Origin of the sequence: Rodentibacter haemolyticus (assembly GCF_015356115.1) — a bacterium.
GTDB lineage: Bacteria > Pseudomonadota > Gammaproteobacteria > Enterobacterales > Pasteurellaceae > Rodentibacter > Rodentibacter haemolyticus.
In genome coordinates this window covers 1,451,715-1,466,723 of record NZ_CP063056.1, presented here as the reverse complement: position 1 = coordinate 1,466,723, position 15,009 = coordinate 1,451,715, and the positions used below count along the sequence as shown (strand labels likewise).

Sequence of the window (15,009 nt, the reverse complement as noted above, 5' to 3'; positions counted from 1 at the left end):
AAAATCTCGGAGAATTTTGACCGCACTTCTGCGATTTTCTTTCGTAAGGTATATTCACACCCTACTTATCATTACTCTTCGTCTAACTCGATATTTAAACCAAGTGAGCGGATCTCTTTCATAATTACATTGAAAGATTCCGGCGTACCCGGATCCATATGCTGGTTACCGCCTACGATATTTTTATACATCTTCGTACGGCCGTTCACATCATCGGATTTCACGGTTAACATTTCTTGTAAGGTGTAAGCCGCACCGTATGCTTCAAGCGCCCATACCTCCATCTCACCGAAACGTTGACCACCGAATTGTGCTTTACCGCCCAACGGTTGTTGCGTTACAAGGCTATAAGAACCGGTTGAACGTGCGTGCATTTTGTCATCAACCAAGTGATTCAATTTGAGCATATACATATAACCTACGGTTACCGGGCGCTCAAATTTCTCACCGGTACGGCCATCATACAATGTGATCTGACCTGACGTCGGCAAACCACCGAGTTTTAATAACTCCTTGATTTCCGCTTCAGCCGCACCGTCAAACACAGGTGTTGCTACCGGCAAACCTTTACGTAAGTTTTCTGCTAAACGTAATACTTCTTCATCACTGAAGGTACTTAAATCCACTTTTTGTGAACCGTTACCCAAGTCATACGCTTTTTGAATATAACTACGTAATTTTTCCACTTCTTGTTTTTGTTTGAGCATTGCATTGATTTGATCACCAATACCTTTTGCCGCTAAACCTAAGTGGGTTTCAAGAATCTGACCGATATTCATACGAGACGGTACGCCCAGTGGGTTCAACACGATTTCAACCGGTTGACCGTTTTCATCGTACGGCATATCTTCAACCGGATTGATTTTTGAGATAACCCCTTTGTTACCATGACGACCCGCCATTTTATCGCCCGGTTGGATTTGGCGTTTCACCGCAAGGTAAACTTTCACCACTTTCAATACACCCGGTGCAAGATCATCGCCTTTGATGATTTTCTTACGTTTCACTTCAAGTTTATGTTCAAACTCTTTACGAAGCTCCTCGTATTGCTCTGCCAGCTGCTCTAATTGGTTTTGTTTTTCTTCATCCGCAATGGTTTGTTCCAACCATTTAGTGCGATTCAATTTATCTAATTGCGCGGCATCTGCCCCACCTGCGATAAGAAGATTGCGAACACGTGCGAATAAGCCCGCTTCTAAGATTTCCAATTCATCAGAAAGGTCTTTCTTCGCTTCTTTGAGTTGCATTTCTTCAATTTCTAACGCACGTTTGTCTTTTTCCACGCCATCGCGGGTAAATACTTGTACGTCAATAACCGTACCGGTTACGCTATTCGGTACGCGTAATGAAGAATCTTTCACATCAGATGCTTTTTCACCGAAAATCGCACGTAACAATTTTTCTTCCGGTGTTAATTGGGTTTCACCTTTAGGAGTCACTTTACCGACTAAGATGTCGCCGCCTTTCACTTCTGCGCCCACATAAACAATACCGGATTCATCCAATTTGCTTAATGCGGATTCACCAACGTTTGGAATATCTGCAGTAATTTCTTCCGCACCCAATTTCGTATCACGCGCCACACAAGAAAGCTCTTGAATGTGAATCGTTGTGAAACGATCTTGTTGAACCACACGCTCGGACACTAACATCGAATCTTCAAAGTTATAGCCGTTCCAAGGCATAAACGCGACACGAATATTTTGACCTAAGGCTAATTCACCTAAATCCGTTGACGGCCCGTCAGCCAACACCTCACCACGGTTAATCGGATCACCTAAATTCACGCAAGGGATTTGGTTGATACAGGTGTTTTGGTTGGAACGGGTGTATTTGATTAAATTATAAATATCAATACCCGCTTCACCGGCGATCGTTTCATCTTCATTGACTTTGATAACGATACGCGAAGCATCAACATATTGCACCGTACCGCCACGTTTTGCGACAACCGCTACACCGGAATCAAGGGCGATTGGTTTTTCCATCCCCGTGCCTACTAACGGTTTGTCCGCTCGTAATGTCGGTACTGCTTGACGTTGCATGTTCGCCCCCATCAAAGCACGGTTCGCATCATCGTGCTCAAGGAACGGAATCAATGCAGCCGCCACAGACACCACTTGCTGGGTTGAAACGTCCATATAGTGAATGTCTTCAGGTTTGTATAAGCCTGACTCACCACGTTCACCACGCGCCGTTACAAAGGCATCGGTAAAACGGTTATTTTCATCTAAGTTTGAGTTTGCCTGCGCAATAATATAGTTTGCTTCATCAATCGCGGACAAATATTCGATTTCTTCCGTTACTTGACCATCAACCACTTTACGATACGGTGTTTCTAAGAAACCATAATCGTTAGTACGCGCAAATGCAGAAAGTGAGTTGATCAAACCGATATTCGGACCTTCAGGGGTTTCGATCGGACACAAACGACCATAGTGGGTATTGTGTACGTCACGTACCTCAAAGCCTGCTCGTTCACGCGTTAAACCGCCGGGACCCAATGCAGAAATACGACGTTTGTGCGTTACTTCAGATAATGGGTTGTTTTGATCCATAAATTGCGAAAGTTGCGAAGAACCGAAGAATTCTTTTACTGCCGCGGAAATCGGTTTCGGGTTAATTAAGTCTTGTGGGGTAATCGCATCTAAATCGCCTAAAGATAAACGTTCTTTAACCGCTCTTTCCACACGAACCAAACCGATACGGAATTGGTTTTCTGCCATTTCACCCACCGAACGGATACGACGGTTACCCAAATGGTCGATATCATCTACTTCACCACGACCGTTACGAATATCAATGAGTTTACGCATCACACCGATGATATCTTCATTGCTTAAAATACCGCTCCCCACACCTTCAGGAATACCTAAAGAGCGGTTGAATTTCATACGACCTACCGCCGATAAATCATAGCGCTCCGCAGAGAAGAATAAATTATTAAATAATGCTTCTGAAGATTCCGGTGTCGGTGGTTCACCCGGACGCATCATACGGTAGATTTCATATAAGGCACTGATTTTGTCGTAAGTCGGATCAACACGTAAAGTCTCGGAAATATACGGGCCGTAGTCTAAATCGTTAGTAAATAATGTTTCTATAGCGTTGTAGCCGGCTTGTGCTAATTTCGCCAAAATTTCTAAAGAAATTTCACCGTTTGCAGAACAAATAATTTCACCGGATTCTAAATCTACATAATCTTTTGCAGCGACTTTACCGACAATATATTCGGTCGGTACAACAACCTGAGTCACCTTATCTTTCTCTAACGCTTTGATATGACGTGCGGTAATACGGCGACCTCGTTCAACATATACCTTTCCGTTCGCTTCAATATCGAAAGAAGCGGTTTCACCACGTAAACGTTCCGGCACAAGTGCCATTAATAATTGATTATCGGCAATTTCAAAAATGACTTTATCAAAGAATAAATTTAAGATTTCTTCTGTTGTATAGCCTAATGCACGAAGAATGATGGTTGCCGGCAATTTACGACGACGGTCGATACGCGCATATAAATTATCTTTCGGATCAAACTCGAAATCTAACCAAGAACCACGGTAAGGAATGATACGTGCGTTATAAAGCACTTTACCTGAGGAATGTGTTTTTCCTTTGTCAGAGTCAAAAAATACGCCCGGACTACGGTGTAATTGTGAAACGATAACACGCTCGGTACCATTGATGACAAAGGTACCATTGTCTGTCATTAACGGGATTTCCCCCATATATACTTCATTTTCTTTAATATCTTTAACAGCGCGTGAAGACGATTCTTTATCGTAGCTCACTAAACGTAATTTTACTCGTAAGCCTGCCGCATAAGTTGAACCGCGAATTTGGCACTCGCGCACATCAAATTCCGGATCTTCTAAACGGTAATCAACATATTGTAATTCGGTATAGCCATTATTGCTAACAATTGGAAAAACAGAACGGAAAGCCGCTTCTAAGCCTTGCTGACCTTCCGGATCTTTTTGAATAAATTTATCAAACGAATCTAATTGAATGGTTAATAAATAAGGTACATTTAAAACTTGCGGACGTTTGCCGAAGTCTTTACGAATTCGTTTTTTCTCAGAATAGGAGAGACCCATTGGTTGGTTTTCCTCTATCAATTTTAGTGAGACTGAGTTGACACAAGAAAAAGAGCGGTCATTTTTACTAACATTTTCTTACATCAAAGTATGGACACCGTTTTCAGAAACCGCACTCTGAACCTTACTTCTGTAGTGGGTTACTCAAACTAAAACCTTCATTTTTTCTTTAATTTGAGTGGAAACAGGTACTATTAAACGGAAAATAATCGCCTGTTTTTTTATGCTATTTTGATAGCACAAAATGGCTGATGGTAAACCACCAGCCATTAAGCCTGAAGAACAGGACATAAGCGAATCAAAAATTATTTGATTTCTACTTTCGCGCCTGCTTCTTCTAATTCTTTCTTAAGTGCTTCAGCTTCTTCTTTAGAGATGCCTTCTTTTAAGTTAGCCGGAGCAGATTCAACTAAGTCTTTAGCTTCTTTTAAGCCTAAACCGGTTGCACCACGTACTGCTTTGATTACCGCTACTTTGTTAGCACCTGCTTCAGCAAGAACTACGTCAAACTCAGTTTTCTCTTCTGCTGCCGCTGCTGCACCGCCTGCTGCCGGAGCTGCTGCTACTGCCGCTGCTGAAACACCAAATTTTTCTTCCATTGCTGCGATTAATTCAACAATTTCAGTCACAGATTTAGAAGCAATCGCTTCAATGATTTGTTCGTTAGTTAATGACATAACAATCAATTCCTAAAGTAAATAAAGTTAAATGAAGTAAGAAACGCTTAATGATTAAGCCGCTTCTTGTAATTTGTCGCGTAATGCCGCAAAAGTGCGAACAAGTTTGCCTGCCGCAGCTTCTTTCATTGTGCCCATTAAACGTGCAATCGCTTCTTCGTAAGTCGGTAATGTTGCCAAGAATTCAACATCTTGGATTTTACCTTCAAAGGCTGCACCTTTAATTTCAAACTTATCGTTTGCCTTAGCAAACTCTTTGAACAAGCGTGCTGCCGCACCCGGGTGTTCGTTAGAGAATGCGATAAGTGTTGGACCTACAAACGTATCTTTTAAGCATTCGTAATCTGTGCCTTCAACTGCACGGCGTAATAAAGTATTACGAACCACACGCATTGTTACACCCGCTTCACGAGCTGCTTTACGTAATTCAGTCATTTTATCAACAGTTACACCGCGGGAATCTGCGATTACTGCCGAAAGTGCACCTTTGGCTGCTTCATTTACTTCAGCAACAATTGCTTGTTTGTCTTGAAGATTTAATGCCATTGGCTTTTAGCTCCTGAATACACTCCGATTTCTCGGAATTAATTTACCCTATCCGAAGATTAGGACGACTTCGGTGCCCAGAAGCAAGAAAAATTCTTATTCTGTACACCATCTACGTAGGATTATTAAGATAGCTATCCCCTACGGTCTTGGACGGGGCTTGAATAGGTCAAGCACCAACCAGAAATTTAGTTATAGCCTATAAGCTATAACAAAGACGCAGGATTATAGAGTGAATCCATTTTCTTGTAAAGCCATTTGTCGAAAAAAGATCCGAAAACGATACCTTATATTATTTTCTTACTGCAATCGCCTCAATTTCTAAACCAACGTCTTTCGGTAAACGCGCCACTTCTACACAAGAACGGGCAGGGAAATTCGGGTGATTATTTTCTTTGAAGAAACGCTCATATTCTGCATTCACCGCCACAAAATCACCTAAATCTTTCACAAAAACCGTCGTTTTTACAATATCGGCGACTTTTAAACCGGATTGCTCAACGATCGCTTTTACGTTCTCCAAAGATTGACGGGCTTGTGCGACAATATCAGAAGGCACTTCACCGGTTGTCGGATTAACAGGAATTTGACCGGAAGTCAGCACCAAATTTCCTAAATCCACCGCTTGAACATAAGGACCGATTGCCGCCGGGGCTTTTTCAGTATGAATAATTTTTGTCATAATTTTCTCCCTTTTGGAAAAGTGCGGTCAAAATAACCGCACTTTTTATTAGTCGATTTCTTTTAATACATCATCAGAAAGCTCTTTTTGCGAACCTTCCTTAACCTTGCCGTCATTTACTTTAAATTCTAAGTTTTGGAAATAAGCCTCACGGAATGTTACATAAGGATCTTGGGCTTGACGTAGTAACTCCGCATTATCCAAGTTCTTCGCACGGGAATCCACCGCTTGAACACCATATTTTACCAGTGACCACGGGCCTCCAACCCAATCCCAGAACGGATACATATAAGCCGCATCAACTACGGCACCGGTTAATTGCCGAGGTGTCGTTGCGTTATAAAGCGGCAATACCATATAAGCACCGGCATCAATACCATAACTGCCCAAGGTCTCACCAAATCCGCGTTGCTCATAAACCTGTAGATCTTTGCTCGCACTGGCGAAATCAAATAACCCGCCGATACCGAATACGGTATTTATCCAAAAGCGATTAAAGTGCACGAATGCTTTTTTCGGTTCACCTTCAATCATACGGTTTACAAAACTTACCGGCTCGTCTAAATTATTCACCACATTAGAAAGCCCTTTTGTTACCGGAGTCGGCATATAATCACGCCAACCCTTTGCCGCAGGTTCCAGCACATAACGATCCACTACATTGTAGTTGAAATTCCACATAGTGCGGTTAAAACCTCCCATCGGATCATTACGCTCACCATTTGGTTTTGTCGCACAACCGGCTAACATTATCGCTCCTAAAAGAGCGGTCAAAACTACCTGTGTTTTCATTTGTATTCGTCTTTGAAAAAATTGACGTTATTCTAACCCAGACAGCACATAACTCAAGCTATAAAAGTAAAAAAGCGGCTATAAAGCCGCTTTCATCATTATTTAACTTGTGGATCTCTACCATAATTCGGGTGGTGAGGCCCGTACGATAAACCCTTATGAAGGGTTTATTGAAGATTTACGGATACTTCCTACACCGGCATTTCTTTTTGATACGTCTATGATAAAACCTCTAGGTATTTATCTAGAGGTTTTAGCAATGGTATGAAATTCTTTTAGGGATTTTTACCTATTTTTTCGTTTTCTTTACGGTTTTTCCGGAAGTTTTCTTTTCCGCAGATTTACCTTCGGATTTGACCGCACTTTTTTTACTTGATGTGGCTTTTTTAGCCGGCACTTTTTTCTTCGGTTTCTCACCTAAATTTGCAGCTTTCCACTCCTCGAATTTTTCCAATAACACTTTACCCATTGGGCTTGGATCTCCGGTAAAGAGGGTTTTCAAACCGTTGGTTTCAATAATATGACGGCGTAAAGCTAAACGTTCTTCGTGATTTTCAGCCAAACGTATCGCACGTTCTACATATTCATCTACGGTGTCTGCAATTAACCATTCCGGTAAACCTAAACGCTTAAATAAACCTTCATCAATATGTTCATGCACTTCCGGACCGGTTTTACAAACGCCCACCAAACCAAGGGTGACCATATCAATAATGCCGTTGGTATTACCGAATGGGAACGGGTTCACCATCATATCGCAGTTATGTAAAATTCTGAGATATTCGTGGTAAGGGGAATGGGCATGTGCGGTTGCATCATCACCTAAATAAGTTTTAATAAAACGCTCAACATACGGGTGTGTGATACCGCTTGATTGACCTAATGCAAAGTGAAAATGCACTTTTACTTTTGCGCGATCACGAATTGCTTTTAAGGCTTCTAAGAAATACGGGTTTAATTTCATCGTTGTCGAAGCGATACCGATATTCACCACTTCAGGATTCTCACGCAAGCGATACTCTACATTTTGTGGTGCAAGGGCAGAAGGTACATAAGGGAGCGCATCTTTCGACAAGCGTAGCAACGTCTCGCTAAAACAATCTTCAGAACCTACGTAATCATCTTCTACGATAACATATTCAATGAAATCGGAATGTGTCGTTGCCGGGTGACCTAAGGCAATCACTTGAATCGGCGCAACTCTTGTGTTACTTACAAAAATGGTGGTGAGATCCATACCGATACTCGGCATATAAAACACCGCCGCACCATTTTTATCACAAATATCTTTTATGAAATTCAGCTTATCAAAGATATTATTCTTATCTAGCAGATGGAATTCATCAAAAACGGCTCTACCGGCTTCATCCACCGCTTGACTACCGATACCGATTAAATGGAAACGTTCACGCGCGGCGATCATTGAAGTTGAATGCGTGCGATAAATAGAATGCGCGGAATGGAAATGCTCAAGCAATACCACCATAACGGGTTTGCCGTTCCGATCGCCCAATTTCGTTACATCGCGATCTTGCCAACCTAATTCAACCAAATGGCGGCGAATAACCTGATTTAATGCCTTTTTCACGAGATGTTTGTTTGAAGCAATATCATAGCTACAATGCATATACACATCGTGAGAAATACCACTCGGAAGATTATTTAAATTATGAATTTGAGCTAATTTTTCAGGAAACCATTGTAATAAAGCACCGCGTTTACCGAATGATTGCTGTGTCCCGATAAAACGAGGGGATTGCAAGGCAAAGCAAAGGGAGGCGCAAAGTTCCGGATCAATATCCCATAACGCATCCAAATTCAGATTAACGTTGGATTCCGGTAAATATAAAATACAGAATTTAATTACTGCGGCTTTTGAAGAATCCAAATGAATATCCAATGGATTTTCAGGAGCAGGATTACGGTTATACGTTTGTAAAATGTGATCTGCATTCACAAAAGGCGATGCGGCAAAAATCAGGTTTAACCAGCGTTGTAATGTTAAGAAACGTTGTGCGCCGGAAAGCGAAATCTCTAATTTAGGATCACTAAATAACTGAGTAATCGCTACCGCCATACGTGTACAAAAATAAACAGTTTTATCTTGCGCAAGTGTATTTAGTTGTTCGGGATAATCAAACTCAATATCTTGAATATCACCGAAATTCGAATCGATTTTCCCAAGAATCTCAAGTAATTCAACACAAGCTTCTTCATAATTTTTGGCTGCCACTTCTTTTTCGAAACGAACAACACTCGGTTTTTTAACTTCAGACATTTTATTTACCTTTTACTTTTAATTAACAAGTTCCCCAAAGATCATATTCATCCGAATGGGTAATATTTACTTTAATTATTTCACCGATTTTTATATTAATACCGCTTAAATTATCAACATAAACTAAGCCGTCAACTTCCGGAGCATCGGCTTTGGAACGTCCGATAATTCCGTCATCAGCAATTTCGTCCACTAAAACATCAACAACCTTTCCAACTTTTTGTTTCAAACGATTAGCTGAAATTTCTTGCTGTAATTGCATAAAACGATGGTAACGTTCTTCTTTTACTTCCTCCGGCACTTGCTCCGACATATCGGTGGCAGGTGCACCTTCAACAGGGCTGAATTTAAAACAGCCAACTCTGTCAAGCTGTGCTTCTTTCAGGAAATCAAGCAATAATTGAAAATCTTCTTCCGTTTCTCCCGGAAAACCAACGATAAAGGTCGAACGCAAGGTTAAATCCGGACAAATTTCCCGCCATTTTTTTATACGCTCTAAAGTGCGGTCAATAGAACCCGGTCTTTTCATTGCTTTAAGAATTTTCGGACTGGCGTGTTGGAGCGGAATATCCAAATAGGGCAATAAAATGCCCTCCGCCATTAATGGAATTAAATCATCTACGTGCGGATACGGATAAACGTAATGCAAACGCACCCAAATACCAAGTTTTCCCAATTGTTTACAAAGGGTCATTAAATCATTTCTAATCGGTATTCCATTCCAAAAGGCGGTTTTTGTTCCCCCTTCCTGACGTTTAACATCCATAGCATAGGCAGAAGTATCTTGCGAAACGACAAGCAACTCTTTCACGCCAGCTTCGGCTAAACGTTTGGCTTCATCCAACACCTGTGTAATAGAACGGCTTTCCAAATCACCACGCATAGAAGGAATAATGCAAAACGTACAACGGTGATCACAACCTTCAGAAATTTTTAAGTAGGCATAATGTTTCGGGGTAAGCTTTACACCTTGTTTCGGCACAAGGCTAATATATGGATTATGGGTAGGTTTCGGCACGTATTTGTGCACTTGTTCCATCACGGCTTCATAACTATGCGGCCCGGTAACTTCTAACACTTTCGGATGCACTTCGCGGATGCGATCTTCTTTTGCACCTAAACAACCGGTTACAATCACACGACCGTTTTCCTCCAGTGCTTCTCCAATCGCTTCTAAAGATTCTTGAACTGCGCTATCAATAAAGCCACAGGTATTGACGATCACTAAATCGACGTTTTCATAGCTCGGTACGATGTTATAACCATCGCTACGTAATTCCGTCAAAATACGTTCGGAATCCACTAAATTTTTCGGACAACCAAGACTCACAAAACCAATGTTTGGAGTAGAAGTTTGCATAAAGTTATCTCTCCGCTTATTTTTAAGGCGCGATTCTACTCAACTTCCCAATGAAAGTCGAACGAATAAACGTAAAAATATCGTAAATTTGAGTATATTTTCATTTTTCAAACCGTTAGAATTTCCACAATTATTATCAAAACAACCTTGCATTATGGAAAATCCACCTCTTATTTTGACCGCACTTTTCGCCTCTCTTCACTTAACCATTCTCGGAAAAATGTTTTTGGCGTTAATCTTGGGTAGCATTATCGGGTTAGAACGCGAACTGAAACATAAACCTGTCGGCATTAAAACTTGCGCCATTATCGCTATCACAACTTGTACGCTAACCATCGTTTCTATTCAAGCGGCCGAACATTATGCCCAAGTATCCGAAAATATTCGTACCGACCCAATGCGTCTTGCCGCCCAAGTTATCAGCGGTATCGGTTTCTTAGGTGCCGGCGTGATTTTGCATAAAAAGAATGATGCTATTTCAGGTTTAACTACCGCCGCAATAATTTGGGCGGCGGCAGGTATCGGGATTGCGACCGGAGCAGGGTTTATTTTTGATGCCTTTATCGCCACGGCAATGATCTTAATTGCCATTCGCTTTAGCCCAATGGTACAGCGTTTAATTCGCCGCAAAGGTCGCAAAAAGAAAACCAAAATTAGCATCCATCTCCGTTCATCCGGCGCGATAGCCATCATCACAAATTTATTGATTCAAAATGATTACCGGATTGAAAATCTTGCGGTAAAAGATTTGGCAAATGGCGAAGTTCGCGTGCAAATTCGATGTTTTGCCATTGATAACACGATCATCAAAGATGTTTACACTTTACTCAAAACGGAAGAAGACGTGTTAAGTGTGGAATTATTTGAAAACTAACTGCCGCCTTCCCTTTCTCATACTTGTAATAAAATAGGATAAAACGTCCATCGCTTTCCCCTATTTTGCTTAAAGGATTATAGTGAACCCCAAATTATGCCCAGTATTTGTCTATTTCCGCACGAATCGCTTCAGCAGTAGCTTTACCTTTTTCACCCACTAATGCGCGACCGGCAATAAAAGCTTTGGCATTTTTGATTTCTTTAAATAAATGAATATCTTCCGGTACGATACCGCCTGTAATGGAAAGCTCTAAACCTAATGCAGATAATTTTTTCATTAATTCCACATCTTCCTCTGTCCAGCCTTTACCGGCAAGTTCGGCATCACGGGAGCGGTGATAAATCGCTTGTTTCACTCCTAAATCCACCCATTCTTTGGCATCTTTTTCTACCGTCCAGTTGCCATAGATCTCAATTTGAATTTCTTTTTTCACTTTAAGTTCCGGGTGGGCGGCATTAAATTCGTCTGCAACTTTCTTACAAGCGGCTTTAGTTGCCGGGTGAGCCGCTGCGGAAACGGTGAGCCAATCTGCCCCTGCTTCAAATGCCATTTTAGCCAGAATCGCACCGCCGTCCGTTGTTTTTAAATCGCATACGATAATATGATTTGGGTGTAAAGCACGCAATGTACTCACCGCTTTCATCCCTTCGGCACAAGCTAAAATTGTGCCGACTTCAATGATTTCCACTAAGGATTCCGCCTGTTTAGCATCACCAACGGCCTTTTCAAGGGTTAATGAATCAAGTGCGATTTGAAGTAATGGTTTAGACATAGTATGTTCTCTCTTAAAAGTTTGGAATAAATCGGTAGGATAAAAACAACCCTACATCTCATCGTTAATTAAGCATTTAGTGCCGCATCAATCACCGCCAACACGTCTTCTTTGGTTTTACAATCCAAGAATTTTTGAATGTTAATACCGTCATCATTATCGGGATCATCAAATACTTGGGTGATTTCCATAATGCCTTGCATATGGGTGTCGGAATCGCTACCGGCAAGGGTAACAAGTACGGAAATTATTTCACCATCAAAATCTACCGGTTCTGCAAGGGTGGTTAACGCAAATGCGGTGCGGATAACGCCTTCTTCGGGACGGGCGTGCGGCATTGCAAGTCCCGGGGCAAGCACAATGTAAGGTCCAAGCTCTTTAACCTTGCTCACAATATTGTCATAGTATCTCGGCTCAATCGCCCCTGAAGCTACAAGCAAATCCGTACCGATTTTAATTGCCTCTTCCCAGTTTTCTGCCCGTTGGTTAAGTTTAATTGAGTTATTTTCGAGAAGGGATTCTTTTAACATTTTGCACTCCTTAATTTGAGTCGTTGTATGTTGAGCGGTCAATTTACTTTAAAAAACCACTATTATGTATCAGTCGCACAAAGAGAATTTTATATCCGATATTTAATTTGGGTGGGTGCGTTAAGCTCTGCGTAACGCACCATTTCATCATTAAACTCTCTGTCGGTGCGTTACGGCTTCGCCTCACGCACTCTATGATGATTTGTGCAAGTGCTACATAATACCGTAGAAAACCGACCGCACTTCGAGTTATTTATTTTGGAATTTATTAATCAATTCGATTAATTCATCGCCAAATGAATTTGGGTTAAGCATATTTTGTACGCCAAGCACATATTTTCCTTCACCAACCTGAATTTCACCGGATAAATGTTTGGAAGATACGATAATGTCCGTACTGTCTAGTTTGCCTTTGTAATCTGTTACGGCACAAGAATCCATCACATTCGGAATGCCTCGTTTATCCAAATAGCCTTTGATCTTCATTTTCATCATCATTGATGAACCTTGACCGGAGCCACAGACCGCAAGGATACGTACGGGTTTAACGCCTTCAAAAACATCGTTATTTTCGACCGCACTTTGTTCGGTCGTATTTGTGTTAGCCGCTGTTGCCACTGCTTCATCAGCAATTTCATCAACACCGTAGCCGTCCATTTGCTCAAGGGTTTTACCCGCAGCAGCGGCGGCCGCTTCGGCAGCACGTAATTTTTTCGATGCAAACGCCATGTAAACGAATGCGGCGGCTAAGATGACAAAGAAGAAGAACGGAATACTTACGATACCCTGTAATACCGGTGGGAAGAATAACGCCCAGTCAGCCATTCCCATCCAGCCGTTGAACGTTGCGCCTTGCGTAGCAAGTAAGTGAATAACCCAAGCAGAACCTAAAACTTCAATAATCCCCATCACAAAGCAGATTTTCATTACGGCTCTCCAACCACCGAAATGGTTAGCAAATACACCGATAGTGGCATTGGAGAAGAACATTGGGATAAAGCCCGGAATGATTAAGACGGAAGCATCAAAGCCAAGTAAAATACCGACCGCGACAAATTGACCGATCGCCCCCCACATAAAACCGAATACCATTGCATTCGGAGAGAATGCGTAAATTGCAGCACAGTCAATGGCTAATACCGCATTCGGAATAACACGCTCAGAAATACCTTTGAAAGCTTCGGAAAGCTCGGCAACAAACATCCGTACACCAATCACGATCACTTGGATAGCAACGGCAAATTTTAAGCCGGTTTCAAAGATATAGATTGTCCAATGGGTTTTGCCCGCCATTGTTTGGAGGTTATCTAATCCGAAGGATAATAAGATAATGCCGAAAAAGACAGTCATTACTAATACGGTGGCAGAAATACTATCATGGAAAATATGTAGCCATTTTGGCAATTTCATATTATCAACGCTATCTTCTTTGTTACCGAGTTTCGGAGCAAGTTGAACCGCGATCCAAGAGGCGATTTGTTGTTGGTGTCCGATAGAAAAGCCAGCCCCACCGGTTACCGCTTGGGTCGGTTTATACATAATATTAGATGAGATCCCCCAATATAACGCCATAATAATTGCGGTATAAATGATGGTTTCCATCATAGAAGCACCGATCAACATATAGAACACGGCAACAAGTCCTGCTTGCTGGAACATAATGTGTCCGGTTAGCATAATCGTACGGATACCGGTAAAACGTCTGAACATCACCAATAAAATATTCAGTGCTAATGCCAGTAGTACCGCATAACCGACCCAAGCGTAATTATCCGCCATAGTTTCAATGGTTGCCTGCATACTGGTGTAAGGATCAATCACCGCACCGGTTAAACCGTGGTATTCGGAAAGTTTTTCAATAATAGGTTTAAAGCCTTTAACTAATTCCCCGGCACCAACTTGTACCAACATAAAACCGACAATGGTTTTAATTGTTCCTTTGATGATGGTTGTGGTGTCTTTACGTAAAAGAATGTAGCCGATACAGGCAACAATCCCCAATAAAAGCGGTGCCTTGTTGAGTACCTGATCTCTAAAGATGATAAATAGATCTAATAAAGTTTCCATAACAGAACCTCTGTTGCATTGTGTAAAAATGACTTATCGGAGTTTGCTTCTCAATAACTGAGAAATCGAAACGGGCAAATAATAACAATAATTATTGAATAGAAAAGATTGAATTTGATAATTTGTGAACTGTGTCACAATTTATTTTTACTTTTTGTGAGTGAGCCGATTTTGCCCTATGTAATAAGATAATTTTTTACTAATCAGAATGGTTTTTATAACAAATTGAAATTAAATGACTAAATTCTTGTATTAAAAATAAAATGAGATCTAGATCACAAAATATAAAAAAAACATTTTACAATTTCAAATGATTATATATGATTAC

General features: G+C 41.3%; 11 protein-coding genes. 1 reads left to right on the top strand and 10 read right to left on the bottom strand.

From position 1 onward, the window contains the following. Nucleotides 1-71: 71 nt before the first annotated feature. The 7 genes from rpoB to rimO form a co-directional block, all read right to left on the bottom strand. Nucleotides 72-4,100: a DNA-directed RNA polymerase subunit beta gene (gene rpoB / locus IHV77_RS06925; protein WP_194811270.1), complete on the bottom strand. Its 4,029-nt coding sequence runs from the start codon at nt 4,098-4,100 to the stop codon at nt 72-74. A gap of 305 nt (nt 4,101-4,405) precedes the next feature. Next, nucleotides 4,406-4,777 carry a 50S ribosomal protein L7/L12 gene (gene rplL / locus IHV77_RS06920; RefSeq protein WP_049357197.1) on the bottom strand — a complete coding sequence of 124 codons (372 nt, stop codon included), beginning with the start codon at nt 4,775-4,777 and terminating at the stop codon, nt 4,406-4,408. Nucleotides 4,778-4,831: 54 nt separating this feature from the next. Further along, the gene (gene rplJ, locus IHV77_RS06915; protein ID WP_077427021.1) at nt 4,832-5,323 is read right to left on the bottom strand and encodes a 50S ribosomal protein L10; all 492 of its coding nucleotides are present in this window, start codon (nt 5,321-5,323) and stop codon (nt 4,832-4,834) included. Between the two features lie 292 nt (nt 5,324-5,615). Next, on the bottom strand, nt 5,616-6,005 hold the full coding sequence (locus IHV77_RS06910; RefSeq protein WP_194811269.1) for a RidA family protein: 390 nt from the start codon (nt 6,003-6,005) through the stop codon (nt 5,616-5,618). Between the two features lie 48 nt (nt 6,006-6,053). Further along, the gene (locus IHV77_RS06905; protein ID WP_194811268.1) at nt 6,054-6,797 is read right to left on the bottom strand and encodes an MlaA family lipoprotein; all 744 of its coding nucleotides are present in this window, start codon (nt 6,795-6,797) and stop codon (nt 6,054-6,056) included. Nucleotides 6,798-7,086: 289 nt separating this feature from the next. Continuing rightward, nucleotides 7,087-9,075 (bottom strand): UDP-glucose:protein N-beta-glucosyltransferase, encoded by a 1,989-nt coding sequence (locus IHV77_RS06900; RefSeq protein ID WP_194811267.1) that lies wholly within the window; start codon nt 9,073-9,075, stop codon nt 7,087-7,089. A 22-nt stretch (nt 9,076-9,097) separates the two neighbouring features. Continuing rightward, nucleotides 9,098-10,435 (bottom strand): 30S ribosomal protein S12 methylthiotransferase RimO, encoded by a 1,338-nt coding sequence (gene rimO, locus IHV77_RS06895; RefSeq protein ID WP_194811266.1) that lies wholly within the window; start codon nt 10,433-10,435, stop codon nt 9,098-9,100. A 154-nt stretch (nt 10,436-10,589) separates the two neighbouring features. Here rimO and IHV77_RS06890 point away from each other — a divergent pair, with 154 nt between their 5' ends. Further along, entirely contained in the window at nt 10,590-11,309 is a 720-nt protein-coding gene (locus IHV77_RS06890; protein ID WP_194811265.1) for an MgtC/SapB family protein, read from the top strand. Between the two features lie 94 nt (nt 11,310-11,403). Here IHV77_RS06890 and IHV77_RS06885 read toward each other — a convergent pair whose 3' ends face one another. From IHV77_RS06885 to IHV77_RS06875, 3 genes are all read right to left on the bottom strand, one after another. Next, on the bottom strand, nt 11,404-12,084 hold the full coding sequence (locus tag IHV77_RS06885) for a 3-keto-L-gulonate-6-phosphate decarboxylase UlaD (RefSeq protein WP_194811264.1): 681 nt from the start codon (nt 12,082-12,084) through the stop codon (nt 11,404-11,406). Between the two features lie 68 nt (nt 12,085-12,152). Continuing rightward, complete coding sequence (locus IHV77_RS06880; protein ID WP_194811263.1) at nt 12,153-12,614, bottom strand: PTS sugar transporter subunit IIA; 462 nt, start codon at nt 12,612-12,614, stop codon at nt 12,153-12,155. 249 nt (nt 12,615-12,863) lie between these two features. Then, the gene (locus IHV77_RS06875; protein ID WP_194811262.1) at nt 12,864-14,681 is read right to left on the bottom strand and encodes a PTS ascorbate-specific subunit IIBC; all 1,818 of its coding nucleotides are present in this window, start codon (nt 14,679-14,681) and stop codon (nt 12,864-12,866) included. Between the last annotated feature and the right edge of the window lie 328 nt (nt 14,682-15,009).